The organism is Roseateles sp., from assembly GCF_039929605.1.
Taxonomy (GTDB): Bacteria; Pseudomonadota; Gammaproteobacteria; order Burkholderiales; family Burkholderiaceae_C; genus Pelomonas.
This window is the reverse complement of record NZ_JBDSQX010000019.1, coordinates 16,657-42,480: the sequence shown is the minus strand read 5'-3', so window position 1 is coordinate 42,480 and position 25,824 is coordinate 16,657. Positions and strand designations below refer to the sequence as shown.

The following is a 25,824-nucleotide window of genomic DNA, read 5'->3' as shown; positions in this document are numbered from 1 at the left end:
CGCCGTCTCGGGCACCACTAGACTGGCGCCCATGGCGACTCCATTGGCATTTATCGGCGGCGGCAACATGGCCGCTGCCATCCTCGGCGGCCTGCTGCGCGCGGGCCATGTTCAGGCGGCGGACGTGATCGTCGTCGAGCCGTTCGAGGCCCAGCGCGACAAGTTGCGGGCCGACTTCGGCATCCGGGCGCTCGCCGCTGGCGACGCCTCGTTGGCCGGCGCCGGCACGGTCGTCTGGGCCGTCAAGCCGCAGCTGTTTGCCGAGGCCGCCGCGCCGTTGCAGGCCTGGTTGGGCGGCGCGCTGCAGCTGTCGGTCATGGCCGGCATCCTGTCGAGCTCGATCGTCAAAGCGACGGGAGCTGAGCGCGTTGTGCGCGCCATGCCCAACACGCCGGCGCTGATCGGCCAGGGCATCGCCGGGTTGTACGCGCGGCCGGCGGTGTCGGCGGATGAGCGCGCGGCTGTCGAGCAACTGTTGGCGCCCACCGGCCAGACGCTGTGGGTCGAACGCGAGGACGACCTCGACGCCGTGACCGCACTGTCGGGTTCGGGCCCGGCCTATTTCTTCTTCTTCGTCGAAGCCATGATGGCTGCCGCAGTGGACATGGGCCTCACCGCCGAGCAGGGCCGGCGCCTGGCGCTGGCCACCTGCGCGGGTGCAGCAGCGCTGGGCCTGGCCTCCGACGAATCGCCCACCACGCTGCGCGAGCGCGTGACGAGCAAGGGCGGCACGACCTACGCGGCCGTCACTTCGCTGCAGGCCGACGCGGTCGACGCCGCCATTCGCCGCGCCGTGCTGGCCGCGCAGAGGCGGGCTGCCGAGCTGGGCAAAGAGTTCGGCGGCTGAACGTGGGCATCGCCACGCGCGACAGCCTGCGCGACTGGCTGCGGGCGCCGGGCTCCCTGAGCCGCCGCCTGGCCAAGCTCGGCGGGCGCTTCGAGGTGCAACTGCTGCGCCAGCGCGTCGCGCCGTTTCGCACCCTGGAACGCGCCGCGCTGGGCCTGCCGCCGCGCGGGCTGACCATCGTGCGCGAGGTCATCCTGCGCGTGGACGGCGAGCCGCTGATCTGGGCGCGCTCGGCCGTGCACCAGCGCGCCACCACCGGCCCCTGGCGCGCGCTGAAGGGCCTGGGCACCAAGCCGCTGGCGCATCTGCTCTACGACGACTACCGCATCCAGCGCAGCGAGCTGCAGCCCCGGCGTCTCTCGCGCAACGGCCACACGCGCCGGCACGCCGCCCGCCAATGGCAAGCCGCCACGGGGCAGGCCATGCCGGCGCAGATGCTGTGGTCGCGCAACTCGGTGTTCAGCCGTGGCGGCTCGCAGCTGCGCGTGATGGAGCTGTTCGCACCCGCGCTGCGGCGACAGCGGCCAGGGCGCATCTAGATAGTCACCCACCCCCGAACTGGGGGGTTAGCTGTCCACGAGCTGACTTTATGGCGATGTAAATGTTTTCACTGAGTCATAAATTCGCGACCCCTCTGCGAACGCTCATAAACTCTGCCGTAGCAGAGGGGCGTTAGACGACCGGCCGCAATGGTGCAGGCGGGCAGAAAAATATTGAGGTTAAACATGAAAACCCGTGACGTGGCAATCTTCTCCGGCGAGCGCTTTCTGGTGCCTCAGTGCATCCAGCGCATCGACCATCTTTCCACCCATGGCTGGCAGCTGCGTTATGGCGGCACCAAGCTCTATTCCGACCACAGCCAGGACGGCAGCGGCGCACGCCGCGCACTGGCCCTGGCGACCAAGGAATTGCTCAAGCGCATCGCGACGATGCCGGCGCCTTCGCGCCTGCGCCGCACGCCCAGCCGCAAGAAGCAGAGCGACCTGCCGTCGGGAATCTCCGGCCCCATCGTTCGCCAACGTGCGGGAAGTCGTGTCCGTGATTGCAGCTTCGCGGTAACCCTACCCCGCTTTGGTGAAACGCCGCTGGCGCGCAGCGTCTACATCGGCACCGAGAACACCTACACCGTCGAGCGCTACCAGGAGGCGCTGGTACGTGCCGTGGCGCTGCGCGAGAAGGCCGAGACGACCTACCAGCGCGCCGCCACGAAGGAGCGCCGTGCCCAGGCCCTGGTGCTGAAGGCGGAGATGAGCGCCCTGCTCGGGAAAGCCTGAGTCATCTGAAACCCGCTTGATCCGGCGCGGGCGCCGGTGGCGGACACAATCGGCGGCCCCGGCTTTGCGCCTTGCCGCCGCCCATGTCTACTGCCGCCTCCTTGCCCGATCGTTTGCTGGCTTTGCTGAACGCGCTGCGGCCCGCGCCGCAGGCCGTCAATGCGCGCGAGCGCCTGCGCGTCGTGGCGGGCGCCGGCCTGGGCATCCTGCTGGCCGGCTTGCTCAGCCACGCGAGCATGGCGGCCAGCCTGCCTTGGCTGGTCGCGCCGCTGGGCGCCAGCGCGGTGCTCGTCTTCGGCGTGCCGGCCAGCCCGCTGGCCCAGCCCTGGGCGGTTGTCGGCGGCAACACCGTGTCGGCCCTCGTCGGCATCGCCTGCATGCTGTGGCTGCCTTTGCCGGCGCTGGGCATTGCCGCCGTCGCCGTGGCGCTGGCCATCGCCCTGATGTTCCTGTTGCGCTGCCTGCACCCGCCGGGCGGCGCGGCCAGCCTGCTGATGGTGTTGACCGCGCAGCAGGACTGGCACTTCGCCTTCGTGCCCGTGGCGCTGAACTCGCTGTTGCTGGTGCTGGCCGGCATGGCCTACAACACGCTCACGGGCCGCCGCTACCCGCACGCGCAGAACGTGCAGCCGCAGCCGCCCGCGCCGCCCGGTGCGCAGATGGCGCCGCCGCGCTTTGGCGACGCCGAACTCGACGCCGTGCTGGCCCGCTACAACCAGGTGCTGGACGTACCGCGCGACGACCTCGTCGGCCTGCTGCACGAGGCCGAGCTGCTGAGCTACCGCAACCGGCTGGGCGGCCTGCGCTGCGTGGACATCATGTCCAGCCCCGTCATCACCGTCGAGTTCGGCACGCCGCTGGCCGAGGCCTGGGCGCTGCTGCAGCAGCACCGCATCAAGGCGCTGCCCGTGGTGGACCGCGTGCAGCGCATCGTCGGCATCGTCACGCGGGCCGACTTCATGCGCGCGGCCGATGCCGAGCAGCGCGAGGGCCTGGCGGGCCGGCTGCAGACGCTGCTGAAAGCCTCGCCGTCCAGCCACTCCACCAAGCCCGAAGTCGTCGGCCAGATCATGACGCGCCAGGTACGCGTGGCCAGCGCCGAGCGCGCCATCGCCGAGCTGGTGCCGCTGTTCTCGGCCACCGGCCACCACCACCTTCCCATCGTCGGCGAGCAGGCTCGGCTCGTCGGCATCCTCACGCAATCCGATTTAGTAAAGGCGATCAGCCATGGCCCATGACAACGACATCTTCCGTTGGGGCGTCATCGGCCCCGGCGGCATCGCCAATCGCTTTGCCGGCGGCCTCGCTGCCGTGCCCGGTGCCCGTCTCGCGGTCGTGTTTGCGCGTGACGCGGCCAAGGGCCAGGCCTATGCCGAGCAGTGGCGCGCGGGCAGCGAGCCGGCGCGCGTGACGACCGACCTGGCCGACCTGCTGGCCGATGCGTCCATCGACGCCGTCTACATCGCCACGCCGCACTCCCACCACGGCGAGTACATCCGCGCCGCGCTGCTGGCGGGCAAGGCCGTGCTGTGCGAGAAGCCGCTGGTCACGTCGCTCGAAGAGGGCCAGGAGCTCATCGCCCTGGCACGCGAGAAGGGCGTGTTCCTGATGGAGGCGCTGTGGACGCGCTTCCTGCCCGCCTACGACGTCGCCGGCCGCATGCTGCGCGAAGGCGCCATCGGCGAGCTGCGCGCGATGCAGTCCAGCTTCTGCTTCTCGTCCGGCTACGACCCCGAGCACCGCAACTGGAACCCGGCGCTGGCCGGTGGTTCGCTGTGGGACATCGGCATCTACAACCTGGCCGTGACGCGCTGGGTGCTGCAGCAGTGCAACGACGGCGCCTGCCCCGAGCCGCTGTCCATCGACGTGGCCACCAAGCTCGCGCCCACCGGCGTGGACGCGGCCGTGGTTGTGACGATGCACTTCCCGGGCGACGTCACGTCGCAGTTCCGCTGCGGCTTCGATGCGTCCTCGGTCAACGCGTTCGAGGCGCTGGGCTCCCAGGCCGGGCTGCGCTTCCCGATGGACTTCTGGGGTTCCGAGGCCGTCGAGCTGGTCACGCGCAAGGCGCCGGCCGAACGCATCGAGGCGCCCTACGTCATCAACGGCTTCGAGGGCGAGATCGCCGAGGCGCAGACCTGCATCCGCGCCGGCCTGCTGGAGAGCCCGCGCATGCCGCATGCGGAAACGTTGGGGCTTCTCAGCTGGACCGATGCCATCCGCTCGCGCTTTCCGGGTGGCGTGAACAAGAAGGCTTAACGCGGGAGCAGCAGCCGGTTGTTGCGCGCGGGGTTGCGCCAGGCGTGCGCCGCCACGCCGCCTTCGCCCGCCGTGCTGCTCAGCGCGCGCACGCTGGCCGAGGCGACGGTGCCGATGGGGCATTGTCCCGTGGCCGCGTGGTTCAGTGCGGCGGCGAGCATGGCTTCCTGCGTGTCGCCGAGCGGGCGGTCGAGGTCGTCGGCCACGGTGCAGCCGGGCAGGAAGCGCGCCGTCGGGCCGCTGCCGGGCACGAAGCCGTCGGAGTAGTCGCCAAAGCCCTTGGCGTTGACGCCGACGAACTCGATAGGGAAGTAGGTGACGCCGCAGTTGTCCTTGGGCGTGAAGCCATAGGGCTTGCCGCAGGTCGTGCCGCCGATGAGGACGACGTCGACGTTGATGCCGCGCAGGCCGTTGATGACCGCCTCGCTGGCCGAGCAGGTGCCCGACTGCACGAGCACGTAGACGCGGCTCAGGTTCAGCGTCGGCAGCGGTGCCGAGCTGGTGCAGTAGCCGTTGACGGCGATGCAGGACGTGGTGCGGAACAACTCAGTCTCGTTCTCGCTGCTGCGCTTGGCGCTGTAGCGCAGCGTCTCGAAGGCCTGGCCGGCCGTGCGCGTGGTGCCGGCGATCATCGTCGCCAGTTGGCTGGCGATGAAGAGATAGCCGCCGCCGTTGTAGCGCATGTCCAGCACCAGCTCGCTGACGGCCTGGGCGCGGAAGTTCTCGACCGCGCTGATCAGCTGGCTCTCGGCCGGCAGGTTGTGGTCGTTGAACAGCAGGTAGCCGGCGCGTGCGCCGCTGGGCAGCGTCAGCACGCGGGCCTGGGGCACCGGGCTCATCATGACGTTGGCGCCGGTCAGGCTGCTTGTGAGCGTGCTGCCCGCGCGCTGGAAGACGAAGGCGTGCGTCGTGCCCGCAGCGGGGTAGAGGCCGGCGTACAGCGTGTTCAGGTCGGCATCGCTGGACGTGTCGGCCGAGGCGGAGTCCACGCTGACCAGTTCATCGCCACGCATCAGGCCGGCGTTGGCCGCCGGCGTGCCGGGTTCGACGAAGGCGATGCGGATGCGCCGCGGCGGCGTCGAGCGGCCCCAGCTCCAGCCGATGCCGTAGCCGGCCTCGACGGCGCTCTCGCTCAGCGCCTTCCAATCGGCGGTCGGGTAGGTGAAGCTGAACTTGTCGCGGCGCGCGCCCGAGTCGGTCAGCTGTGGCGTCTTGAGTGCTTCGAAATAGCTGTCGATGGCGGCATAGGTGTCGCTGCCGCTGAAGCGCGATTCGCTTGGGTCCACGCGCGGCACCTCATCGCGCCACAGGTAGGCCTCGTCGAAGTAGGAACGCAGCCACTTTTTCTCGGTGCTCAGCGAGGAGGTGCGCAGGTTGGCGGCGGCCAGCGTGTTGCCGGGCGCGCATTGCTGGGCGAAGCTGGCCGAAGGCCCGGCCGGGTCGGGCGAGGTTGCGGTCGGGGTACCAAAGCCCGGGGCATTGCCTACCGAAGAGCCGCCACCCCCACCCCCACCGCAGCCGCTCAGTGCCAGGCCCAACACGGTGGCCAGCGTGGCGGCACCGTGGATCGCTTTCAACATCACTTCTTATCTCCCTGCCATTCGCGGGGCAATGTAAGCGCAATTCCATGCCGCGCCGGGCAACGCAGGCCTGTGGATCGTGCGTTACTTTGCACTCTCGCGCATCAGCGCAGCGCGAGGTCCACCGCCGTGCCCGCAAACACCGCAAAGCCCAGCCAGTGGTTGGCGCGAAAGGCCCGGAAGCACTCGGCCCGGCTGCGCCTGCGGATCAGCGTGTAGTGCCACAGCGCCTGGCAAGCCGCCGCCGCGATGCCCAGCAGGAACCAGCGCCCCAGGCCCAGCCGCAGGCCCAGGCCGGCCGACATGGCCAGGTAGGTGACGTAGAAAACCATGATGCCGGCCACGTCCCAGCGGCCCAAGGCGATGGCCGAGGAGCGCACGCCGATGCGCAGGTCATCGGCGCGGTCCACCATCGCGTACTCGGTGTCGTAGGCCAGCACCCAGAACAGGTTGGCCAGCAGCAGCGCCCAGGCCGACAGCGGCACCGAGCGCAGGTTCCATTCAGCGCCGCCGAGCGTCGCCGCAAACGCCATCGGGATGCCGAACGAGAACGCGATGCCCAGCACCGCCTGCGGCATGGCCAGCACGCGCTTGGCGAACGGGTAGGCGATGGCCACGGCCAGCGCGGCGAAGCTCAGCAGGATGGCCGGCGGGTTGGTCGTCAGCACCAGGCCGAAGGACAGCAGCGCCAGCACCGCGCCCAGCACCAGCGCCTCCTTCACCGACACGGCGCCCGTCGTCACGGGCCGCTGCGCGGTGCGCTCCACATGCCGGTCGAAATCACGGTCGGCCACGTCGTTGACGCAGCAGCCGGCCGAGCGCATCAACACCGTGCCGAGCGTGAAGACGGCCAGCAGATGCCAGCCGGGGAAGCCATCCGCCGCCACCCACAGCGCGGCCAGCGTCGGCCACAGCAACAGCAGCCAGCCGGCGGGGCGGTCCCAGCGGATCAGCTGCAGGTAGAGCGCAAGCCGTGACAGGGGTGCGGCGGCGGGGGCGGCGGAAGTCATGCGGGGATTTTGGCGCGCGCTTGCACCTCCCGGGATCAAGCTGCAAATCCCCGCCGGCCTGCGGCCATGCCGGCACCTCTAAAGTCGCGCTCATCCTGCATCAAACCGGCCCCCCGCCATGACCCAGCTCAGCGACTTCCCCATCACCCAGAAATGGCCCGCCGCCTACCCGGACCGCCTGCAGCTCTACTCGCTACCCACGCCCAATGGCGTCAAGGTCGCCATCGCGCTGGAGGAGCTGGGCCTGGAGTACGAGCCCCACCTCGTCAGCTTCGACAGCAACGACCAGCTGACGCCTGAGTTCCTGTCGCTGAACCCGAACAACAAGATCCCCGCCATCATCGACCCGCGCGGCCCCGGCGGCGTGCCGCTGCCGCTGTTCGAGAGCGGCGCCATCCTCATCTACCTGGCCGACAAAACCGGCCAGCTGCTGCCGCAGGAGCCGGCGCGCCGCTACGAGGCGCTGCAGTGGCTGATGTTCCAGATGGGCGGCATCGGGCCCATGTTTGGCCAGCTCGGCTTCTTCCACAAGTTCGCCGGCAAGGACTATGAAGACAAGCGCCCGCGCGACCGCTACGTGGCCGAAGTGCGCCGCCTGCTCGGCGTGCTGGACGGCCATCTCAAGGGCAAGGCCTGGCTGCTGGGCGACGAGTACACGGTGGCCGACATCGCCACCTTCCCCTGGGTCAACAACCTCATCGGCTTCTACGGCGCGCGGGAGATCGTCGGCTACGACGACTTCCTCGAAGTGGACCGCGTGCTGCAGTCCTTCCTGGCGAGGCCGGCGGTGCAGCGGGGGCTGAAGATTCCGGCGCGAGATTGAGTGCGCGCCTGGCGGAAGCCCGACAGCCTCGTCTGGCAGTGAATACCCGGCGTTGCTCAGGGCTGATGAGGCAGTCAGACTGGTGTGCATGCCTGCCGGCGTTCACAAGAATTTGATGACGTCGACATCCTCAGCGCCGCAGTATTTCTTGGTCGGACAAGGCTTTGCAGCGATTCTGGCTGGCTTAGTTAAACAGCAGTCGCCAGAGTTATGCGGCACGGCGTGCTGGATAAACCAATAGCCGTCATTAAAAAGCAAGGTTCCGCTCCGCAATCACAATTCTCCGCGAGAGTGGATGATGCTTGGCACGGTGAATATGCCACGTCAGACTTCCGGTTCGCAGTACTTTTACAGAGGCTCTATATGCTGACCTGGGCGATACAAAGAGTTGGCTACGCCGTCGAGCAAGTTGATCAACAGGGCACAACCGATGTGGACACCTTCCTGCGCGCCTTCGATGCGTTCCCTTGGATAGAACAGAACCGTCAGTGGGACGAGACACAAGAGGGGCCGATGGCCGCGTTGATCCTGATGAACGAGGCCAACAAGCGCAAACTCTGGATCACCGCTTGCGCGAGCGAAGGCAAGCTTAGCGACAGTTACTTCATTGCCGTCGAATGGACGGCGCCGCGCAAGAGTTTGTTCGGATTTGGCCAGATCAAGATGGTTGAAGAAACGGCGACGTTCGGCATGGTCGGCCGGCCGCACATGGAGCAACTCTCTCGCTTATTTTGCGAATCTCGGTATGAGGAGTTCGACAGACAAATCGCCGAGTGGGTTGAGCGTGATCACGATGGCGACTGAAGCCAGCAATCCTCCTCTCGTTATGTGACAGGCCAGACTGCGCCTCGCCATAAACCCAGCTCAGCGTCAAAGGTTATATAGACCTCGACCGCGCTACTCGCTCCAGCGAGAGCTGGTATGCGGCAGCGCCCAAGCTTTGCCCAGAATGACGGCTAACCACCTGCTGCAGCGGACAGCATCGCCGCCCGCTGAGCGCGAACGCTGATCCCCACAGTACAACCGTCGCTCTCCCGCTCACGACTCCGGGTCGAACATGATCTCGCGCACGTCCTGGGCGCACCTACACGCCCCGGCGAGCCGCGCCGCCAACGCGAGGGCATCCTCCCGTGCCGGCACTTCGATGATCGAAAAGCCCCCGACCACCGCTTTGGTCTCCGGCACGGGTCCATCCGTCACCTTGCCGTCCGTGCCGACGATCGCCGCCTGCTGGCGCAGGAGTCCGCCGCCGAAGATCCAGACTCCCGCCGCCTTGGCTTCACGAACGACAGCGTGAGCGGCCTCGCCAACCGCGGGCATGTCGGCCGCCGGTATGTGGTCCATGGCGCCATCGTCAAACGAGATCAGGTATCGCAGCATCTCAACTCCTTTTTATGGGTCAGCCGCCGCCACCCAAACAGCCTGGGCTCAGCGACGTGCATGCCACCACGACGTTTGAACGAGTGCCGGCAAGACAAGCGCGCAGTCTTCAATTGAACGCCGTCACCGTGTCACCGTCCTGCGCCACGCAGCCTGCCGCCAGCGGCGCGCCGCCTTCGCGCACCACCACACCCTGCGGCCCGTGGCAGAACTCGATGCGCCGCGTCGTGGGCCAGCGCTGCAGCGCAAAGGCCTCGACGCTGTCGGGCAGGCTGGTCTGCACCGCGCCCGCATTGAGCTGCTCGGCCGGGTGGTCGCTGAAATGCAGCCAGGGCACGAAGTGGCCCGCCAGCATCAGCCAGGGTGAGGCGTGCACCGGCCCGGGCGCATAGCCCTCGCGCCGCAGCCAGGCCTGGGCGTCGGCACGCGCTGTCATGCCGGCAGTGGACGCGGCGAGCAGCTCGGCCACCCACTGGTTGCAGTTCTGGAAGTCGGTGCTGAAGGGGTAGGCGTTGGCGCTGTAGCGCGCGTTCAGCAGGCCCAGTGCGATGCCCTTGTCCAGCGCGGCGGCGGCGAGCGGCGCGGCGGCCTCGGGCGGTAGCAGCAGCAGGCTGACATAGCCGATCTGCGCGTCGTCGCTGCCGGTGACAAAGCCGGCCAGGCCTTGGTCGAACAGGCGTGCCTGGCCCTCGGCGCAGGCGTAGTAGAGCTGGCGCACGGCCCAGGGGGTGTCCAGCCCGTCGGCCAGCGCGACGGCGGCGTGCGAGTAGCGCAGGCCGAAGCGGGACAGGTCGGTGCCCGAGCGGGCGATCAGCGCGGCCTGGGCGCCCGAGGCGGCGAGTGCTGCGCGGATGACGGCGGCGAAACGCAGCAGGCGATCCTGCTGGCCCGCCGTGATGGAGACCGGGCGGTCGCAGCCCTGCGGCAGTGACGACCCGGCGTGGGCGGCACTGGCGGCGGCCAGCAGGCCGGCCGCCCACGGCGAACGGATCAAGGGGTCACGACTTTGGCGGCCAGCTCGCGTGCCCAGGCGTCTTCCAGCACCAAGAAGAAGGCCTGGCCGGTGTCGGCATGCGCGAAGGCGGTGCCATAGGGCTGGGGTGTGGCCTGCACCTCGTCGCCGACGTTGACGGCACGTGCGGCGAGCGCCTGCTGAGGCAGTGTCAGCTCGACGGTGTCGTTCGCGTTGGCGGCGCCGTCGCGGGCCAGCGTCAGCCGCAGCTTGCCGGCATCGGCCTGGGCCACTTCGGTGACGCGGTAGCGGCCTTCGGCGCGTCTGTCGCCACCGGCGCTGCTGCCGGACGAAGCCTTGAAGGAGTCGGACACGCTGCCCGACGAGGCCGAACCGGCGCCCGCAGCAGACGAAGAGAAGGAGGTGGCCTGGGCGGCGGGCGCGGCGGCCAGGGCCAGGGCGGCGAGGGGAGCGAGGAGGCAGAGGCGCATCTTGAAAACCTGCAGGGGATGGCGATGGCCAACGATAGCGCGTTCGAGTGGGTCGTTAGTCAACCCGCGCCGTTCTCCAGCGTCGCCAGGATCGGGCAGTCGGGCCGCTCGTCGCCGTGGCAGCTGAGCACCAGTTGCTGCAGCGTGGCGCGCATGGCTTGCAGCTCGGCGAGCTTGGCCTCCACGTCGGTGAGGTGGGCCTGGGCCAGCGCACGCACCTCGCGGCTGGGGCGGGCGCGGTCCTGCCACAGGCCCAGCAGCGCACGTATCTGTTCCAGCGAAAAGCCCAGGTCGCGCGAGTGCCGGATGAAGCGCAGCAGGTGCAGCTCGCGCTCGCCGTAGACGCGGTAGCCGGCCTGCGTGCGCGCGGGCGCCGCGAACAGGCCGATGCTCTCGTAGTGCCGGATCATCTTGGCCGACACGCCTGCGGCGCGCGCGGCTTCGCCGATGTTCATGGCCGGTTGTCCTTGGCCGTGCCGCGCCAGCGCTTCAGCGTCAGCGCGTTGGCCACCACGCTGACGCTGCTGAACGCCATCGCCGCGCCGGCGATGACCGGGTTCAGTAGCCCCGCCGCCGCGAGCGGAATGCCGATGACGTTGTACGCAAACGCCCAGAACAGGCCTTGCCGTATCTTGGCCAGCGTGCGGCGCGAGATGTCCAGCGCGTCGGCCACCAGCCGCAGGTCGCCGCGCATCAGCGTGATGCCGGCCGCCTCGGTCGCCACATCGGCACCGCCCGCCATCGCAAAGCCTACCGACGCGGCGGCCAGCGCCGGCCCGTCGTTGAGGCCGTCGCCCACGAAGGCGACGACGGTGCCGCCCTCGCGCAGCCGCTGCACCGCTGCGGCCTTGTCGGCCGGCAACACCTCGGCGTGCACCTCGACGATGCCCAGCGCCTGGGCGACGCCGGCCGCCGCGCCGTGGCTGTCGCCGGTCAGCATGACGGTGCGTATGCCGCGCGAGTGCAGCTCGGCAATGGCCGCCGCGGCCGTGTCCTTCACGCGGTCGCCAAAGGCGAGCAGACCCAGCACCGCGTCGTCGGCCAGCAGCCATGACACCGTGCGGCCCTCGTCCTCCAGCCGCTGTGCCACTTCTGCCAGGGCACCGGCTTGCAGGCCGCGCTCGCGCAGCAGCCGCGTGCTGCCCAGCGCCAGCGCTCGGCCTTGCACGCGGCCCTGCACGCCACGGCCGGGCAGCGCGCCGGTCTCGGTGGCGGCCGGCACGGCCAGCCGCTCGGCCTGCGCCTGCTGCTGCACGGCCATGGCCAGCGGGTGGCTGCTGGCGCGCTGCAACGCGGCGGCCAGCGCCAGCACCTCGGCCCGGTCCACGCCTGCGGCCGGCTCCACGGCCACCACGCCGGGTTGGCCCAGCGTCAGCGTGCCGGTCTTGTCGAAGCCGACCACCGTGACGGCGTGCGCCAGCTCCAGCGCTTCGACGTCCTTGATGAGGATGCCTTGCCGCGCGGCGACGCCGGTGCCGGCCATCAGCGTGGTGGGCGTCGCCAGGCCCAGCGCGCAGGGGCAGGCGATGACGAGCACCGCCACCGCGTTGATCAACGCCTGCTCGACGTCGCCCGCATGCAGCCACCAGCCGAGGAAGGTCAGTGCGGCGATGGCCAGCACCACCGGCACGAAGACGGCGCTGACGCGGTCGACGATGCGCTGGATGGGTGCCTTGCTGGCCTGCGCCGATTCAACGAGGCGGATGATGCGCGCCAGCGTCGTCTCAGCGCCGATGGCCATGGTGCGCACGGTCAGCGTGCCCTCGGCGTTGATGGCGCCGCCGGTCACGCGGTCGCCCGGCGCCTTGGCCACGGGCAGGCTCTCGCCGGTGATCAGCGACTCGTCCACATGGCTCTCGCCCGACGCGATCTCGCCGTCCACCGGGATGCGGTCACCGGGCCGCACGACAACCACGTCGTCCACACGCACGTCGGCCACCGGTACCTCGACCTCCGCCTCGCCGCGCAGCACGCGCGCCGTCGTGGGCCGCAGCGCGTTGAGCGCACGGATGGCGTCGGTCGTCTGGCGCTTGGCGCGCTGCTCCAGCCACTTGCCTAACAGCACCAGCGTGATGACGGCGGCCGAGGCCTCGAAGTACAGATGGGCATGGCCGGGGTGGCTCAGCAGCAGCCACAGCGACAGCCCGTAGGCCGCCGACGTGCCCAGCGCCACCAGCAAGTCCATGTTGCCGCTGCCGGCGCGCAGCGCGTGCCAGCCGGCACGGTAAAAGCGCGCGCCGAGCACGAACTGCACCGGCGTGGCCAGCAGCAGCTGCAGCCAGCCGGGCAGCATCAGGCCCAGCAGCATCGGCAGCATCAGGGGCAGCGTCAGCACCGCACCGGCAGCCACCGGCCACCAGACGGGCAGGCCGCCGGCGGGCTCAGCCGCAGGTGGCGCGGCGGCCTCCACCACGGTGGCCGGGTAGCCGGCCTTGCCCAGCGCGGCCGTCAGTGCCGCAACCGGCACATTGGGCAGCGCCTGTACCGAGGCCTTCTCGGTCGCGAGGTTGACGCTGGCGGCCTGCACGCCGGGCACGGCCTGCAATGCCTTCTCGACGCGGCGCACGCAGGACGCGCAGGTCATGCCACCGACCTGCAGCGTCACGTCGTGCAGGGCGGAGGAAGGAATGGGCGCGGAGATGGCTGTGTTCATGTCGGCATCGTCAAGCTTGCCACGATGGCAAGGTCAAGCGGGCTTTTCAACCTAAGCCGGCCCCGGTCATGGCGCCGGCCACCGGGGCCGCATGACGCTGCAGCGCCGTGTTCGCCGCGTTGGCCGCGCAGGCGCGTTGGGCGGCTGTTGTCGAATCCGCAGAGAGTCAAGCGCGGCGCAAGAGTTCGACGGCTTTGCGCTCACCGCTGTGCACGCAGATTCAAGTAGCACTTGGTCGCCGCGATCACCAGCGGAACGGCGCCGAACACGATGAAGACAACGTCGCCCGGCATGCGCAGCCACTCGATCAGGTGCGATCGTTCGCTGCCGATGTAGTCCAGGCTGCGTGCATGCCAGTAGCCGTTCTCCAGCACGTCCCAGACCTGCAGCAGCCCGCCCGGAAACAGGCTCATCAACACCATCATCGCCAGGCCGACGTTGGTGCCCCAGAAGGCGCAGCGGATGTACTTCTCGATGCCCGGCCAGCGCGCCTCGCTGCTCGTCTGCCGCAGCACGAACACCATCAGCGCGATCGCCAGCATGCCGAACACACCCATCATGGCGGCGTGCCCGTGGTTGGGCGTCAGCAAGGTGCCGACCTCGTAGTAGCTGACGATCGGCAGGTTGATCAAGAAGCCCAACATGCCCGCACCGACGAAGTTCCAGAAGCCCACGGCCATCAGGAAGTAGAACGTCCATTTGTGCGGGATAACCATCTGCTTGCCCGCAGCGTCACGGTCCCCGCGCGTCGTGCGCACGAAGTCCCACGCGTCGAGCGTCAGCAAGGTCAGCGGCACCACCTCCAGCGCCGAGAACAGCGCCGACAGGGCCATGTTGGCGTTCGTCTGGCCGGTGAAGTACCAGTGGTGGCCGGTGCCCATCAGCCCGCCGAGGAAGTACAGGATCGCGTCGAGGTAGATCACTCTCAGCGCCACGTTGCGGCGCGTCAGGCCGAGCTGGTAGAAGGTCAGGGCCACAACGGTCGTCGCGAAGAACTCGAAGAAGCCTTCGACCCACAGATGGATGATCCAGAAGCGCCAGGTGTCGACCACGGTGTAGTTGGTCTTGGCGCCGAAGAACATGGCCGGCACGTAGAACACCGGGATCGCCAGTGCCGCCACCAGGAACATCCTGACGATCGGCTGGGCGGCGCGGTCGGCCAGCGCACGCGAGCGCACCAGCGACCACAGCAGCGCGAACCAGACGAACAGCCCCACGACCAGAAGCACTTGCCAGACGCGCCCGAGCTCGAGGTACTCCCAGCCCTGGTTGCCGAGCCAGAACCACAGCGACCCGAGAAGTTGCGCGATGCCGGCCCATTCCCCGAGCAGGCTGCCGAAGATGACGACCGCGAACGCGGCGAAGAGCACATGCGTCCAACCGGCCAGCCAGCGCGGCTCGTCGGTTCGCAGTGAGCGGCCCAGGAACAACGCAGCGGCGACGTAGGCGGTCGCGATCCAGAAGATCGCCAGTTGCAGATGCCAGGTGCGCATCAAGTTGCTGGGAAAGATGCGTTCGAGCTGGAAGCCATAGAAGCTGCCCGGATCGGCGCGGTAGTGGGCGACGGCGCCGCCCACGAGCGCCTGCGCCAACAGCAGCAGTGCCACGACCACGAAGAATTTCACGAGCGCGTCTTGCCCGCGGCTGGATCGCCCGGGCAGCATCTGCGGCTTGACGTCATGGCCGCGGGTGATCCACCCCAAATAGTCGAACTTGCCGAACGCCAGCAACACGGCGGATATTCCTGCGAGCAACACCATCAGGCTGATGGCGCTCCACAGCAGCGCGCCCGAAATCGCCACATTGCCGACGCTCGGGTCGTAGGGAAAGTTGTTCGTGTAGGAGTGCGCTTCGCCTGGCCGCGCCGCCACCGACGCCCAGGCCGCCCACGTGACGAATGCGGTGAACTGACGCAGCTCGGTCGGGTCGGTGATGAGGTCCGCCTTCAGTCCAGCGTTGCGCGCCGGGTCGTGAAAGTAGCCGGCCCAATGCGCAATTTCCTCGTTGAAGGCCGTCGCTTGTGCGTCGGTGAACTGCAGCGTCCCCGAGGCCTCGTCGTAGCGGTTCGTCTTCAACGACACGATCGCCTCCGCCTGCACCGCCGCGGCCTGGCTGCGGCTCAGAGACCCGACAGCCTGGTGCTGCTGTTCGCTCGCGATGGCCGTGGCCGTGACCAAGCCCATGCGGTGCAGGGCAGCGGCCGAGAAGTCCGGGCCGAGGTAGGCGCCGTGCCCCCAGATGCTGCCGTTGGCCATCAGGCCGTAGCGCAGGAACACCGCCTGGCCTTCGCCCACATCGTCGGCGGTGAACACCAACGCGCCATTCGGATCGACCACCCGTGCCGGGATTGGCGGCGCGTTGCGGTACGAGAGCGTCGTGATCAGGATCAGCCCCGCAAAGCCGAACACCATCACGATCGCCACGGCGCGCAACCACCAGCACGACAGCGGGCCGTCGTCCTCGGCCACTGGCTGCGCTGCGACGCTCTGCGTCTCGACTGCGGCGCTCACAGCGCAACCCCCGCCATCGTCAGCCGGATGCTTTCAATCGCCTGTGGCGGCGCGAGCCCCTTCGGGCAGACCTCGGTGCAGTTCATGCGTGTCGTGTGGGCCACGTCCAGCAGCACGCGGTCGCCGTCGCCGATGTAGGGCTTGCGGTCTTGCTCCGGATTGAAGCGATAGATGGAGTACTTCATGCGAACCTTCCCAGTGCATGCGAGGGCTTCGTGAATGGCGCGCACGCGCATTCACCCGTGAAAGAGCAAAGCAGCCGAACAACCCAGGCGGCCCCGATAGTTCGACGATGCAGACGACGACGTCATGCATCGGGGCAGCTCCGTATCGAACATGGGCCAACGATGCACACCGCTCAAGCACCGTGAAGCAGCAAGGTGACCAAGATGGACGTGTCTTCGATGGCCCTGAGGGCATGAGGACTTCCGCCTGCAAGGCATTTGAGGTCGCCCGCCCGCATGACGTCGCGGTTGGTCCCGACAGAGAATTCGACGCTGCCTTCAAGGCACTGCACCGTCAACTCGCCGACAACCGCGTGCTCGCGCATCTCCTTGCCTGCGAGCAAGATGATGCGAAACACCTCAAGGCGCTGGGTCTTGTACAGCGTGGTGGTCCGGGCGGCGGCGATTGCGCGGCCGAGCGGCCGAATGTTGATCAGCTCTCCCGACAGCGCGTGGTGAATGGCCATGTGTTGAAACTCCCGAGAGGGAGCTTGGACCGGCTGCGGTGGAGCGTCTGTGCGCCAACGAACGCACGCCTTCGGACTACGTCGTTCGCGCCGCTCGCACCGGTGTCAAGCGAGGGCGCTATGGCGTTCCCGCCTTTCTTTTCCTCCCGCGTCTCAATCCAGAAAAGTCCACGTCTGCGCCCCATCGAAGCGCCTCACCTGCACCGCCGCCACCACTTGCGGGTCGAAGTTGTTCAGGTTCACGCCGTGCCGCGCGCCGGCCTCGGGCACGAGCGGTTCCCAGTGCGTCACGCAGCCGCAGTGGCTGCAGCGCACGGTGCGCAGCGTCTTGTCACCCCAGACGTAGCCCGTCGTGTGCTCGGGATGGCCCTCCACCGTCACGGTGCCGAACTCGTAGTAAGCCCACAGCCCGCCGAGGCGGCGGCAGAGCGAGCAGTTGCAGCGCGTGGCCTTCTCGGGCAGGGACGGCAGCGTCAGGCGCACGGCGCCGCAGTGGCAGGCGCCGTGAAGCCTCTGCTTGCGCAGTTCGCGCAGCTCGGCCAGGCCGGCCAGCGCGCGTTCGGTGAAGGCGGCGCGCGGGTCATCCAGCTGGCGACGAAGGCTCAGCGCTTCTTCGAACGTCGACTGCGCCTGATCGAGGTTGCCTTGCTCGGCCAGGTTGCGACCCCAGTGCTGCAGCACGAAGGACTGCAGGCGCAGCCAGCCGCCGGCGCGTGACAGCGCCAGCGCCTTGGCGAAAGCTGGCGTGGCCTCATCGCGCAGGCCGTTGTATTGCAGCGCCGTGGCGTAGGCGTTCCAGAACCAGCCGGCCACCTCCGAGGCGCTGAACTGCTCGGCGCGATCGAGCTGCGCCTGCAGCAACTGCAGCGCCTCGGCCTCGCCGCGAGCCGTCGTCAGCAGGCTGGCCAGGTCGGCCGTGTGATCGACGAGGCCGAGGTCGTCGCCGGCTTGAAGCGCCAGCGCCAGTTGCGCTCGCTGCTCGGCGATGCTGGCCTCAACTGCCACGAGGTCGGGAGCGGTGAAGCGTTGGAATTCCATGGTCGCAGCGGTGCGCCGGTGCCGGCGAAGCGTCTCGTGATGCCCAACCATAGCCGTGAATGAGGCGGCAAGGCCGGGGCCGTCGGTAGGAGCAGCGGTGGGCGCCGTCGCGGTCGCGTCTTACACCCTGCGGTCAGCCTTGCGAGGACAGTCCGCTCAGGCACAAGGCGCACCCGCATCGGGCCGCGCCGCCTGATTCGAAACCCCTCAACAACAAGGAGATCGCCATGAGTCTCGGCGCCATTCTGCTCATCGTGCTGGTCCTGCTGCTGGTCGGCGCCCTCCCTGCCTGGCCTCACAGCCGCAGCTGGGGTTACGGGCCCACGGGCGGCCTCGGTCTGATCTTGCTGATCGTCGTCGTGCTGTTTTTGATGGGGCGCCTATAGCGCGCTCTCGGGCCTGCCGCCGTGACGGCAGGCTCAGCCGTGAGGCTCAGGCCGGCACGCGCACGGCCAGCCGCGCAGCCTCGATGGCGGCGATCAGCGCTTCCTCGGAGTAGGGCTTGCCGAGCAGCTTGGTGACGCCGGCCGCGCGGGCCTGCTCCTGCTTGTCGTCGGAGGACGTGATCATGACGACGGGCAGCTCGGCCGTGACGGCTGCGGCGCGCACCACGCGGGTCAGCTCGAAGCCGTCGATGCCGGGCATCTCGACGTCGGTGATGAGCAGGTGCGGGCGCTCGGCGGCCATCAGCTCCAGCGCCTGCTCGCCGCTCTCTGCCAGCGTCGCGCGGTAGCCCTGCGAGGCCAGAAGGCGGCTGAGCTTGACGCGCACGATCTTGGAGTCGTCGGCGACCAGTACCAGTGTTTCGTCGGCGCGCAGTTCGCGGGTGGCTGCTGTGGCGGCCGTGGCGGCGGCGGCGCGGGCGGCCTCGGCCTGCGCTTGAGCCTCAGCCTCAGCAGCCTGACGTGCGGCCGCAGCGGCGGCCTCTTGTTCGGCGCGCTCGCGGGCTTCTTCGGCTAGCCGTGCGGCTTCCAGGGCTAGCGCGGCTTCGCGCTCGGCTTGCTCCCGCTCGGCCTGTTCACGGGCTTGTTGTTCGCGTTGCTGCTGCTCGCGCGCTTCGGTGGCGAGGCGGGCGGCTTCGGCCTCGGCGGCCTGGCGGGCGGCCGCTTCAGCAGCGGCCTCGGCGGCGTCCCGTTCGACGCGCTCCGCAGTTTCGCGGGCCAGTCGCTCGGCGTCCTCGCGGGCGCGCGCTTCAGCGGCGGCGCGAGCGGCCTGCGCTTCCTCGGTTTGGCGCGCGGCGGCAGCGGCTGCAACTGCGGCGGCTTCGGCGGCCGCCGCCGTGTCCCGTTCGGCCTGTTCGCGGGCTTGCTGCGCCACCAGTTCGGCCCGTTCGGCTTCCTGGGCGGCCTGTTCGGCGGCGTCGTGCTGGGCTTGGTCCCGGGCGATGCGGGCGGCCTCGCCTTCGGCGATGCGGCGGGAGATGTCGGCGCCTTCACGGCCTGCGTCGGCGTTGCCGCGGGCCTGCTCGGCCAGGCGGACGGCCTCGATGGCGCCGGCAAGCGGAACGGGCTCGGCGTTGGCGTGCTCTCGCTCGGCCGTCAGGCGCTGGGCGCGTGCGACGTGCTCGGCCTGCTCCAGCGCCACGCGGTGGGATTCACGGCGGGCCGCATGGTCGCGCGCACGCTGCTGGCGCCGACGGCCCAGCCACACCAGCAAGACGATGCCCACCACGAGCGTGGCGGCGAGGATCCAGATCAACAGCTCATTCATATCAAAAGCACAGCGCGGACAGCGGATGCCACATCTTCGGGGTGGAGCATGGCAGCTTAGCGAAGGGTGGCCGGACTTGCTTTCGTCAGGCCGGCTTCTCGGCAGTTTTGCTCGGTTGCTTGTCGAGCTTGAGGTCGCGGACGAAGGACTCGGCGTCCTTGTATTCGCGCCCGCCCATGTTGCTGTGCTGATTGCCGTCGGCTGACCAGGTGCCGACGACGCCGTAGACGGCCTCCATGCCCGGCAGGCTCACCGTCTTCTCATAGGTGTAGATGTCGTAACCGCTGCTGCTCTTGGCGTTGGCGCGCACGAAGGCGAAGTAGCACAGCGGCGGCGTTAGCGGCTTGGGGTACTCGATGAGCACGCCTTCCAGATCGGGGTAGGGCGTGACCTTGATGCCGGCGGCGTACTCGGGCGAGACGAGTTCGCCGGCCACTGCGCGCAGCCGCGTCAGGTCGCCGACCACCAGGGCCGTGTAGAAGGCGCCGGAGCTCTTGTGCACCCAGCCCGGTATCAGGCGGTGCTGCAGTTGGTAGATGCGGCTGTGCAGCGTCGGGGCCGGCTTGGCGGCCTCGGAGGCTGCGGCGGCGGGCGGCGCGGCGACTTCGTCGGCAGCGGCGCAGGGGCCGAGCAGGCCCAGCGACAGCAGCGGGGCGACAACGATGAAGGTGGCGAGGCGCATGGTTCTCCCTGTTTTGTTTTGCTGGCGCGGGCTTGGGCGATGCGCCGGGTTGGCAGCTTAGGGCAAAGCGGCGTGCCGCGGCGGCGGCGTCTGGCCTGGCTGCAGCTCAAAGCCCACACGCGCCCAGCGGCCGCGGCCGTCCAGCGCCGTCAGTGCATGCGGGCCGGGCTGGCGCAGCGTCAGCGTCTGCACGGTGCCGGCGGTGTCGCTGCTGCCGGCGAGCGTGCCGTCTAGCAGCCAGCTCACACCTTGCTGGGCGCCGATGGCCTGCAGGCGCAGCGTCACGGCGGCCTGGCCCGGCGTGGGGCGCAGCACGGTGCCGGGCTCCAGGCCGACGATGCGCAGCGCCTGGGCGCTGAGCGCACGCGGCGCGCAGCCGGGCGCCCAGGGCAGGCGCTCGGTGGGGTCGAGCTGGGCGGCGTCGAGAAAGGGGCCGAGCAGCGTGGGCCAGCGCACGGCCTCGGTTCGTGCGGCGTCGGGTGCGCAGTCGGGGCGCACGCGCTGCTGGCCTTGAGTCCACACCGCCTGCACGAGGCTGGTGGGCTGCAGCCGGTCGGGCAGCGTGGGCGGCACGGCGCCGTCCAGCGCCCAGGCGGTGCGGCGTTGCAGGCAGTGCCCGGGTGGCGTGGCGGCTGCGGCCGTGCCGAGCGGCCAGCAGATGGCGACGGTGCTCACGCTGGCCGGTTGGTGGCGTGGCCCGAGCTGTTGGCGGGACTCGGCGGGGCCGAGGGCGGCGGCGATGTCGCGCAGCAGCGGGGCCGAGGTGTTGGCGCCGAAGTGGCCGGGGTTGGGCGTGCCGTCGGGCCGGCCCACCCAGACGCCGAAGGTGTAGCGGTCCGTCACGCCCAGCGCCCAGGCGTCGCGGAAGCCGAAGCTGGTGCCCGTCTTCCACGCCACGCGCTGGGTGCCTTCACGGAAGGGGCTGCCTGGCCGGCCACCGTTCTCGAGGATCTCGCGCACGATGAAGGCGGCGCCTTCGCTCATCAGCCGGGTTTCCTGAGTGGGGTCGGCGGGCGTCAGGCGCGGTTTGCCGGAGACGCCGCCACGGGCCAGCGCCGTGTAGGCACCCACCAGCTCCTCCAGCGACGTGCTGCCGCCGCCGAGGATGAGGCTGAGGTTGGGTGCCGCGTTGGCCGGCATGCGCAGGCGCTGGCCGGCGTTGCGCAGCCGGCCGGCAAAGCGCTCGGCGCCCAGGCGCTCCAGCAGGTCGACGGCGGGCACGTTGAGCGAGCGCTGCAATGCCTCGCTGACGCTGACCGGGCCGGAAAAGTCCGTCTGGAAGTTGCCCGGCGCGTAGCCGCCGAAGTTCTGCGGCGCGTCGATGAGCAGGCTCTCGGAGTGGATGAGGCCTTCGTCCAGCGCCATGCCATAGAGGAAGGGCTTGAGCGTGGAGCCGGGCGAGCGATGGGCGCGCACCATGTCCATATGCGCGCCGCGCCGCGTGTCGGTGAAGTCCGCCGAGCCCACATAGCCTCGCACCTCTAGCGTGCGGTTGTCGACGACGAGGGCGGCCATGGAGACATGCTCGGGCAGGCTGTTGAGGCGGTCGGCCAGCAGTTGCTCCAGGCGGGCTTGCAGGCCGGCGTCGAGCGTGGTCTGGATGACGGCTTCGCTGCGGCCGGCGCGGCGGACCTGCTGGCGCAGCCGCTCGGCGGCCAGTGGCGCCAGCCAGCGGGCGCGCAGCGGCGGCGCGAAGACGCGCTCCAGCTTGGCGTCGGCCACGTCCGCCGCGCTCCACACGCCCAGCGTCTGCATGCGCGTGAGCACCTTGTCGCGCGCGGCCTGGGCCGCCGCCACGGCGCGGTCGGGGCGCAGCCGCGTGGGCGACTGCGGCAGCGCGACGAGCAGCGCGGCCTCGGCCTGCGACAGCTCGGCCGCGCTCTTGCCCAGGTAGGCGCGGCTGGCCGTCTCCACGCCCTCCAGCGGGCCGCCCATCGGTGCGAGGTTCAGGTAGAGCGACAGGATCTCGTGCTTGCTCAGATGCAGCTCCAGCTGCAGCGCGCGGGCGATCTGGCGCAGCTTGGCCGGGATGCTTCTTCCCGTCGCTTTGTCGTCCACCAGACGGGCGACCTGCATCGTCAACGTGGACCCGCCCGACACGATGCGGCCATGCCGCGCCCACTGCCAGGCCGCGCGCGCCAAGGCCACGGGGTTGACGCCCGGGTGCCAGTGGAACCAGCGGTCCTCGTAGTGCAGCAGCGCCTCCAGGTAGCGCGGCGACACGGCCTCGGGCGTCGTCGGCTTGCGTTGCGCGCCGTCGTCGCTGGCCCAGCTGCGCAGCGGCGTGCCGTCGGCGGCGAGGACGGTGAGCGTCGGCGAGTCGGCGGTGGGCTGGGGGAGGGGGAAGGCGAGGTCGAGGGCGAGGACTGCGAGCAACAGTGCAGCGACCGTCCATTCGATGTGGCGAAGTCTTGGTGCGCTCACACGAGGATGACGGTGTCGCTGTAGCGGGCGAGCGTCGCGTCATGCGTCAGCAGTCGCAGAGGCTCGGTCAAAGCCTGCGCGGCCAGCATGCGGTCGAAGGGGTCGGCGTGGTGAGCGGGCAGGGCCTCCACGGCGGCTGCGTGCTCACCGGAGACGGCGAGCAGATGAAAGCCGGATTGCTCGAAGTACGACAGGGCCTGCGCGCTCGACACCGGCATGTCGCCGCGGCCGAGGGAATGCTTGATCGCAATCTCCCACACCGATGCCGCGCTGACCCAGACCGCGTTGCCGGGCGCCAGGATGAGCTCTCGCGCCCGGGCCGGCAGCCGCGGGCTGTCCGCGATGGCCCAAAGCGCGATGTGCGTGTCCAGCAGCAGGTTCATGCGCTGTGCACGCCGAACAGCCGGGCCACGTCGCCGTTGTGCGCGTCGATGTCGTCGGGCACCTCGATCAAGCCTTTGGCGACGCCCACGCGCGCCGGCGACAGCCGGGCAGACATGGCCACCAGCCTCGCCGCAGGCTTGCCATTGCGTGCGATGACGATCTCCGGCACGGCGCCGCTTTCCACGGCGTCCACCAGGCGAGAAAGGCTCGACTTGGCTTCGAGCATGTTGACGGCGTTCATGGCTTCTGGTGGTTGGCTAATTCTGGCTAATTTGGCTCGTGGGAGTAATGCTTGTCAAGACTGGCGTGCTCAATGGGGCGAGCCCCCTAGCTTGAACCCAGGCTGAACCCTCGAATCGCCTGAAAGCCTGCATCCAGCCGGCGCGCGCTGCGTAAGCCATGAGCCGCAGCGCTGGTTGTTTCCAACTGTTTGCGGTCCACCACGAACAGGAGCCCCCATGAAACTTCCCTCCCGCGCGCCCACCGTTGCGCTCATCACCGCCAGCGTGCTCGTCAGCCTGGCCACCCTGCCCGCCCACGCCTCCAGCCACCGCGAGGCCCCGTCCATCGGCGGCATGCCGCGCGTGGACGGCACGGACTTCTACATGTTCAGCAGCTACGAAGGCGTGGCCGCCAATGGCACGGGTGGCCGGGCCGGCTACGTGACGCTGATCGCCAACTACCTGCCGCTGCAGGATGCCTACGGCGGCCCCAACTACTTCAAGCTGGACCCGAACGCGATCTACGAGATCCACGTCGACAACAACGGCGACGCCAAGGAAGACCTGACCTTCCAGTTCAAGTTCACCAACACCCTCAAGAGCATCGCGCTGCCCATCGGCAACCAGATGGTGCCGATTCCGCTGACGCAGGCCGGCACCGTCAGTGCGCCCAATGCGGCCACGCTCAACGTCAACGAGAAGTTCAGCCTCACCCTCGTGCGCGGCGACCGCCGCACGGGCACGGCCACGCCGGTGGCCAACCCGATGGGCGGCATGCTGTTCGACAAGCCGGTCGACAACATCGGCACCAAGACGATTGCCGACTACCCGGCCTACGCGGCGCAACACATCTACAGCGTCAGCCTGCCGGGTTGCGCCATGCCAGCCAAGGTGTTCGTCGGCCAGCGCCAAGAGGCCTTCGCGGTCAACCTGGGCGCCATCTTCGACCTGGTGAACGCGCCGGTCAGCGTCATCACCAACCGCAGCCTCATCAACGCGGCGGCGGCCAATTCCATCCAGGACAAGAATGTCACGTCGCTGGCGCTGGAGGTGCACAAGAGCTGCCTCACGCAGGGGGCTGAGCCCGTCATAGGCGCCTGGACGACGGCCAGCGTGCGCCAGAGCCAACTCGTCAACGCCGCGCCGCCCAGTGGCTATGACACGGCCGTGCGCGGTGGCGGCGCCTGGGTGCAGGTCTCGCGGCTGGGCCACCCGCTGGTCAACGAGGTCGTCATCGGCCTGCCCGACAAGGACAAGTTCAACGCCTCCGTGCCGATGGGCGACGGGCAGTTCATCAACTACGTGACGAACCCGACGCTGCCGGCGCTGCTGTCCACCGTGCTGGCCCTGGGCGATGCCGCGCCCAAGAACCTGCCGCGCGCCGACCTCGTCACCACCTTCCTGACCGGCATCCCCGGCGTGAACCAGCCGGCCAACGTGGTGGGCTCGGAGATGCTGCGCCTGAACACCGCCATTCCCGCGCGCCCGTTCGCGATGCAGAACCGCCTCGGCATCGTCGGCACGCTGCGTGACGGCGACAGCCCGCCCGACTTTGCCGGCTTCCCCAACGGCCGCCGGCCCAAGGATGACGTGGTCGACGTGTCGCTCGCGGCCGTCATGGGCGGCCTGTGCTGGCTGAACAACGGCGGCGCGCTCTTTGGTGCGGCCTGCACGCGCGCTTCGGTGCCGCTGGGCGCCACGTCGCTGGAACTGCACGACGCCGTCGACCAGGCCGTCGTGCCGCTGCTGCCGGGCTTCCCCTACCTCAACACGCCCAAGCCGGGCGCGAACTGAACCTCTCTCCAGGAGCACAGCCATGAATCGAATCCTCAGCGCCGTGGCCCTCGCGGCCGCGCTCTGCAGCGGCGGGGCGGCCCATGCCGGCCTCGTCAACTTCGACAACCCCGGTGTCATCGACATCGACAACGACACCGGGGTGGCCACCTACGCGGAAGGCGAGTTCATCGTCAGCGGCCCGGCGGCGAGTTTTTTGCCCATCGACGGCGCGCTGGTCGGCGGCTTCGACGCGACGCCCTTCATGTTCAGCCTGGCCAGCGGCGCTTCGTTTGGGCTGAAGTCTCTCGACGTGGCGCCGTATGACCTCGGCTTCGGCCCCGGCACGCTGCTCGTGGCGGGGATGCTGGGCGACGTGCAAGTAGCCTCGCGCAGCTTCGACCTGACGGGCACCAGCAGCCTGTCGTTCGACGGCGCCTGGGCGCAGCTGACGTCCGTCAGCTTCTCGGGCACGGGCGGCTTTGCGCTCGACAACATCGCGACGGTGCCGGAGCCGGGCAGCTTCGTGCTCGCCGGTGCCGGGTTGCTGCTGCTCGCGGCGACACGGCGCCGCCGCTGACCTGCGGGTCGGGGGCTCGGACGGGCGGCTGAGGCCGCCCCTATTCGCTCAACGCGGGGCGGACCCGGCGCGCGCCTGCTGCAGTTCGCCCTTGAGCCACGTCGCGCTCTCCACCGGCGCCTTGCCCGCGCAGCGCACGAGGTAGGGCTTGCCACTCATGCTGCTGCCGGTCGCGCCGCGTTCGATGAACTGCTCGGCGGTCTTCACCATGTCCTTGCCTTCGAGGACGCCCAGCTTCTTCAGCAGATGCGCCTTGGCGTCTGCGCCGCTGTACCAGCTGCCGTTGCGATTGAACTCGCAGCCGGAGGTCTGCAGGCGCGTCAGCAGCGTGTCGACCTCCGCACGCGCCGCTGGCGGCAGCGGGGCGGCGGTGGCGAGTGATGCCAGGGTGAGCAGGAGCAGGGCGCGCATGGCTTGATGCTATGCGCAGTGCTGCAGTCAGCCGCATGGCGCGTCACGGCCTGCTTGAACTGCAGGTCAGCCGCGAGCTGGCGTCGTCGGCGATGGCCTCCTTCGAGCAGACACGCCACACGGGGCGCGCC

Annotated in this window: 27 protein-coding genes; 10 read left to right on the top strand and 17 right to left on the bottom strand. The window is 69.4% G+C overall.

Annotated features, from left to right (window positions below):
* Positions 1 to 31 precede the first annotated feature (31 nt).
* From proC to ABIS05_RS03090, 5 genes are all read left to right on the top strand, one after another.
* A complete protein-coding gene (proC, locus tag ABIS05_RS03110) occupies positions 32 to 847 on the top strand; it encodes a pyrroline-5-carboxylate reductase (RefSeq protein WP_348011218.1) in 816 nt (271 codons plus the stop codon).
* 2 nt (positions 848 to 849) lie between these two features.
* Complete coding sequence (locus ABIS05_RS03105; RefSeq protein ID WP_348011217.1) at positions 850 to 1,386, top strand: chorismate lyase; 537 nt, start codon at positions 850 to 852, stop codon at positions 1,384 to 1,386.
* 186 nt (positions 1,387 to 1,572) lie between these two features.
* Complete coding sequence (locus tag ABIS05_RS03100; RefSeq protein WP_348011216.1) at positions 1,573 to 2,121, top strand: hypothetical protein; 549 nt, start codon at positions 1,573 to 1,575, stop codon at positions 2,119 to 2,121.
* A gap of 83 nt (positions 2,122 to 2,204) precedes the next feature.
* Entirely contained in the window at positions 2,205 to 3,359 is a 1,155-nt protein-coding gene (locus ABIS05_RS03095; RefSeq protein WP_348011215.1) for an HPP family protein, read from the top strand.
* Complete coding sequence (locus ABIS05_RS03090) at positions 3,349 to 4,380, top strand: Gfo/Idh/MocA family oxidoreductase (RefSeq protein WP_348011214.1); 1,032 nt, start codon at positions 3,349 to 3,351, stop codon at positions 4,378 to 4,380. The genes ABIS05_RS03095 and ABIS05_RS03090 overlap by 11 nt, the downstream gene beginning before the upstream one ends.
* On the opposite strand, the gene ABIS05_RS03085 is transcribed toward ABIS05_RS03090, so the two are convergent.
* Positions 4,377 to 5,960: a S41 family peptidase gene (locus ABIS05_RS03085; RefSeq protein WP_348011213.1), complete on the bottom strand. Its 1,584-nt coding sequence runs from the start codon at positions 5,958 to 5,960 to the stop codon at positions 4,377 to 4,379. The two genes, ABIS05_RS03090 and ABIS05_RS03085, sit on opposite strands and share 4 nt — an antisense overlap.
* Before the next feature lie 104 nt (positions 5,961 to 6,064).
* A complete protein-coding gene (gene ubiA, locus ABIS05_RS03080) occupies positions 6,065 to 6,970 on the bottom strand; it encodes a 4-hydroxybenzoate octaprenyltransferase (protein ID WP_348011212.1) in 906 nt (301 codons plus the stop codon).
* Between the two features lie 118 nt (positions 6,971 to 7,088).
* Here ubiA and ABIS05_RS03075 point away from each other — a divergent pair, with 118 nt between their 5' ends.
* The gene (locus ABIS05_RS03075) at positions 7,089 to 7,793 is read left to right on the top strand and encodes a glutathione S-transferase N-terminal domain-containing protein (protein WP_348011211.1); all 705 of its coding nucleotides are present in this window, start codon (positions 7,089 to 7,091) and stop codon (positions 7,791 to 7,793) included.
* Between the two features lie 363 nt (positions 7,794 to 8,156).
* Positions 8,157 to 8,597 (top strand): hypothetical protein, encoded by a 441-nt coding sequence (locus ABIS05_RS03070; protein WP_348011210.1) that lies wholly within the window; start codon positions 8,157 to 8,159, stop codon positions 8,595 to 8,597.
* A 234-nt stretch (positions 8,598 to 8,831) separates the two neighbouring features.
* Here the strand turns inward: ABIS05_RS03070 and ABIS05_RS03065 are convergent, their stop codons facing one another.
* From ABIS05_RS03065 to ABIS05_RS03025, 9 genes are all read right to left on the bottom strand, one after another.
* Positions 8,832 to 9,173 carry a YciI family protein gene (locus ABIS05_RS03065; RefSeq protein ID WP_348011209.1) on the bottom strand — a complete coding sequence of 114 codons (342 nt, stop codon included), beginning with the start codon at positions 9,171 to 9,173 and terminating at the stop codon, positions 8,832 to 8,834.
* A gap of 109 nt (positions 9,174 to 9,282) precedes the next feature.
* Positions 9,283 to 10,167 (bottom strand): DUF2145 domain-containing protein, encoded by an 885-nt coding sequence (locus ABIS05_RS03060; protein WP_348011208.1) that lies wholly within the window; start codon positions 10,165 to 10,167, stop codon positions 9,283 to 9,285.
* Positions 10,164 to 10,616 (bottom strand): hypothetical protein, encoded by a 453-nt coding sequence (locus tag ABIS05_RS03055; protein ID WP_348011207.1) that lies wholly within the window; start codon positions 10,614 to 10,616, stop codon positions 10,164 to 10,166. The genes ABIS05_RS03060 and ABIS05_RS03055 overlap by 4 nt, the downstream gene beginning before the upstream one ends.
* A 59-nt stretch (positions 10,617 to 10,675) precedes the next feature.
* Positions 10,676 to 11,071, bottom strand: coding sequence for a Cu(I)-responsive transcriptional regulator (cueR, locus tag ABIS05_RS03050; RefSeq protein WP_348011206.1), 396 nt, complete (start codon positions 11,069 to 11,071; stop codon positions 10,676 to 10,678).
* Positions 11,068 to 13,269, bottom strand: a complete 2,202-nt coding sequence (locus ABIS05_RS03045; RefSeq protein WP_348011205.1) for a heavy metal translocating P-type ATPase — start codon at positions 13,267 to 13,269, stop codon at positions 11,068 to 11,070. Before ABIS05_RS03045 ends, cueR begins: the two co-directional genes overlap by 4 nt.
* A 200-nt stretch (positions 13,270 to 13,469) precedes the next feature.
* Complete coding sequence (locus tag ABIS05_RS03040; protein ID WP_348011204.1) at positions 13,470 to 15,779, bottom strand: cbb3-type cytochrome c oxidase subunit I; 2,310 nt, start codon at positions 15,777 to 15,779, stop codon at positions 13,470 to 13,472.
* Positions 15,776 to 15,964: a hypothetical protein gene (locus ABIS05_RS03035; RefSeq protein WP_348011203.1), complete on the bottom strand. Its 189-nt coding sequence runs from the start codon at positions 15,962 to 15,964 to the stop codon at positions 15,776 to 15,778. The genes ABIS05_RS03040 and ABIS05_RS03035 overlap by 4 nt, the downstream gene beginning before the upstream one ends.
* 173 nt (positions 15,965 to 16,137) lie before the next feature.
* Positions 16,138 to 16,470 carry a cupin gene (locus ABIS05_RS03030; protein WP_348011202.1) on the bottom strand — a complete coding sequence of 111 codons (333 nt, stop codon included), beginning with the start codon at positions 16,468 to 16,470 and terminating at the stop codon, positions 16,138 to 16,140.
* A 153-nt stretch (positions 16,471 to 16,623) separates the two neighbouring features.
* Positions 16,624 to 17,508, bottom strand: a complete 885-nt coding sequence (locus tag ABIS05_RS03025; RefSeq protein ID WP_348011201.1) for a hypothetical protein — start codon at positions 17,506 to 17,508, stop codon at positions 16,624 to 16,626.
* A gap of 227 nt (positions 17,509 to 17,735) precedes the next feature.
* On the opposite strand from ABIS05_RS03025, the gene ABIS05_RS03020 reads away from it, so the two are divergent.
* Entirely contained in the window at positions 17,736 to 17,894 is a 159-nt protein-coding gene (locus ABIS05_RS03020) for a DUF3309 domain-containing protein (protein ID WP_348011200.1), read from the top strand.
* A gap of 46 nt (positions 17,895 to 17,940) precedes the next feature.
* Here the strand turns inward: ABIS05_RS03020 and ABIS05_RS03015 are convergent, their stop codons facing one another.
* The 5 genes from ABIS05_RS03015 to ABIS05_RS02995 form a co-directional block, all read right to left on the bottom strand.
* Positions 17,941 to 19,218: a response regulator gene (locus ABIS05_RS03015; RefSeq protein ID WP_348011199.1), complete on the bottom strand. Its 1,278-nt coding sequence runs from the start codon at positions 19,216 to 19,218 to the stop codon at positions 17,941 to 17,943.
* Positions 19,219 to 19,303: 85 nt separating this feature from the next.
* Positions 19,304 to 19,900, bottom strand: coding sequence for a hypothetical protein (locus ABIS05_RS03010; protein WP_348011198.1), 597 nt, complete (start codon positions 19,898 to 19,900; stop codon positions 19,304 to 19,306).
* A 57-nt stretch (positions 19,901 to 19,957) separates the two neighbouring features.
* Positions 19,958 to 22,324: a penicillin-binding protein 1C gene (gene pbpC, locus ABIS05_RS03005; protein ID WP_348011197.1), complete on the bottom strand. Its 2,367-nt coding sequence runs from the start codon at positions 22,322 to 22,324 to the stop codon at positions 19,958 to 19,960.
* Entirely contained in the window at positions 22,321 to 22,707 is a 387-nt protein-coding gene (locus ABIS05_RS03000) for a type II toxin-antitoxin system VapC family toxin (protein ID WP_348011196.1), read from the bottom strand. The genes pbpC and ABIS05_RS03000 overlap by 4 nt, the downstream gene beginning before the upstream one ends.
* On the bottom strand, positions 22,704 to 22,949 hold the full coding sequence (locus ABIS05_RS02995) for a type II toxin-antitoxin system Phd/YefM family antitoxin (RefSeq protein ID WP_348011195.1): 246 nt from the start codon (positions 22,947 to 22,949) through the stop codon (positions 22,704 to 22,706). The genes ABIS05_RS03000 and ABIS05_RS02995 overlap by 4 nt, the downstream gene beginning before the upstream one ends.
* A 217-nt stretch (positions 22,950 to 23,166) precedes the next feature.
* Here ABIS05_RS02995 and ABIS05_RS02990 point away from each other — a divergent pair, with 217 nt between their 5' ends.
* On the top strand, positions 23,167 to 24,723 hold the full coding sequence (locus tag ABIS05_RS02990) for a DUF4331 domain-containing protein (protein WP_348011194.1): 1,557 nt from the start codon (positions 23,167 to 23,169) through the stop codon (positions 24,721 to 24,723).
* Between the two features lie 22 nt (positions 24,724 to 24,745).
* Positions 24,746 to 25,282, top strand: coding sequence for a PEP-CTERM sorting domain-containing protein (locus ABIS05_RS02985; protein ID WP_348011193.1), 537 nt, complete (start codon positions 24,746 to 24,748; stop codon positions 25,280 to 25,282).
* Positions 25,283 to 25,330: 48 nt separating this feature from the next.
* On the opposite strand, the gene ABIS05_RS02980 is transcribed toward ABIS05_RS02985, so the two are convergent.
* Positions 25,331 to 25,693, bottom strand: coding sequence for a DUF5329 domain-containing protein (locus tag ABIS05_RS02980; RefSeq protein ID WP_348011192.1), 363 nt, complete (start codon positions 25,691 to 25,693; stop codon positions 25,331 to 25,333).
* Positions 25,694 to 25,824: the final 131 nt, after the last annotated feature.

Coding starts and splice junctions, on each gene's coding strand:
- proC (WP_348011218.1), top strand. CDS start 32: ATGGCGACTCCATTGGCATTTATCGGCGGCGGCAACATGGCCGCTGCC.
- ubiA (WP_348011212.1), bottom strand. CDS start 6,970: ATGACTTCCGCCGCCCCCGCCGCCGCACCCCTGTCACGGCTTGCGCTC.
- ABIS05_RS03100 (WP_348011216.1), top strand. CDS start 1,573: ATGAAAACCCGTGACGTGGCAATCTTCTCCGGCGAGCGCTTTCTGGTG.
- ABIS05_RS03070 (WP_348011210.1), top strand. CDS start 8,157: ATGCTGACCTGGGCGATACAAAGAGTTGGCTACGCCGTCGAGCAAGTT.
- cueR (WP_348011206.1), bottom strand. CDS start 11,071: ATGAACATCGGCGAAGCCGCGCGCGCCGCAGGCGTGTCGGCCAAGATG.
- ABIS05_RS02995 (WP_348011195.1), bottom strand. CDS start 22,949: ATGAACGCCGTCAACATGCTCGAAGCCAAGTCGAGCCTTTCTCGCCTG.
- ABIS05_RS03090 (WP_348011214.1), top strand. CDS start 3,349: ATGGCCCATGACAACGACATCTTCCGTTGGGGCGTCATCGGCCCCGGC.
- ABIS05_RS03000 (WP_348011196.1), bottom strand. CDS start 22,707: ATGAACCTGCTGCTGGACACGCACATCGCGCTTTGGGCCATCGCGGAC.
- ABIS05_RS02990 (WP_348011194.1), top strand. CDS start 23,167: ATGAAACTTCCCTCCCGCGCGCCCACCGTTGCGCTCATCACCGCCAGC.
- ABIS05_RS02980 (WP_348011192.1), bottom strand. CDS start 25,693: ATGCGCGCCCTGCTCCTGCTCACCCTGGCATCACTCGCCACCGCCGCC.
- ABIS05_RS03085 (WP_348011213.1), bottom strand. CDS start 5,960: ATGTTGAAAGCGATCCACGGTGCCGCCACGCTGGCCACCGTGTTGGGC.
- ABIS05_RS03065 (WP_348011209.1), bottom strand. CDS start 9,173: ATGCTGCGATACCTGATCTCGTTTGACGATGGCGCCATGGACCACATA.
- ABIS05_RS03015 (WP_348011199.1), bottom strand. CDS start 19,218: ATGAATGAGCTGTTGATCTGGATCCTCGCCGCCACGCTCGTGGTGGGC.
- ABIS05_RS03020 (WP_348011200.1), top strand. CDS start 17,736: ATGAGTCTCGGCGCCATTCTGCTCATCGTGCTGGTCCTGCTGCTGGTC.
- ABIS05_RS03055 (WP_348011207.1), bottom strand. CDS start 10,616: ATGCGCCTCTGCCTCCTCGCTCCCCTCGCCGCCCTGGCCCTGGCCGCC.
- ABIS05_RS03095 (WP_348011215.1), top strand. CDS start 2,205: ATGTCTACTGCCGCCTCCTTGCCCGATCGTTTGCTGGCTTTGCTGAAC.
- ABIS05_RS03030 (WP_348011202.1), bottom strand. CDS start 16,470: ATGGCCATTCACCACGCGCTGTCGGGAGAGCTGATCAACATTCGGCCG.
- ABIS05_RS02985 (WP_348011193.1), top strand. CDS start 24,746: ATGAATCGAATCCTCAGCGCCGTGGCCCTCGCGGCCGCGCTCTGCAGC.
- ABIS05_RS03025 (WP_348011201.1), bottom strand. CDS start 17,508: ATGGAATTCCAACGCTTCACCGCTCCCGACCTCGTGGCAGTTGAGGCC.
- ABIS05_RS03045 (WP_348011205.1), bottom strand. CDS start 13,269: ATGAACACAGCCATCTCCGCGCCCATTCCTTCCTCCGCCCTGCACGAC.
- ABIS05_RS03035 (WP_348011203.1), bottom strand. CDS start 15,964: ATGAAGTACTCCATCTATCGCTTCAATCCGGAGCAAGACCGCAAGCCC.
- ABIS05_RS03075 (WP_348011211.1), top strand. CDS start 7,089: ATGACCCAGCTCAGCGACTTCCCCATCACCCAGAAATGGCCCGCCGCC.
- ABIS05_RS03010 (WP_348011198.1), bottom strand. CDS start 19,900: ATGCGCCTCGCCACCTTCATCGTTGTCGCCCCGCTGCTGTCGCTGGGC.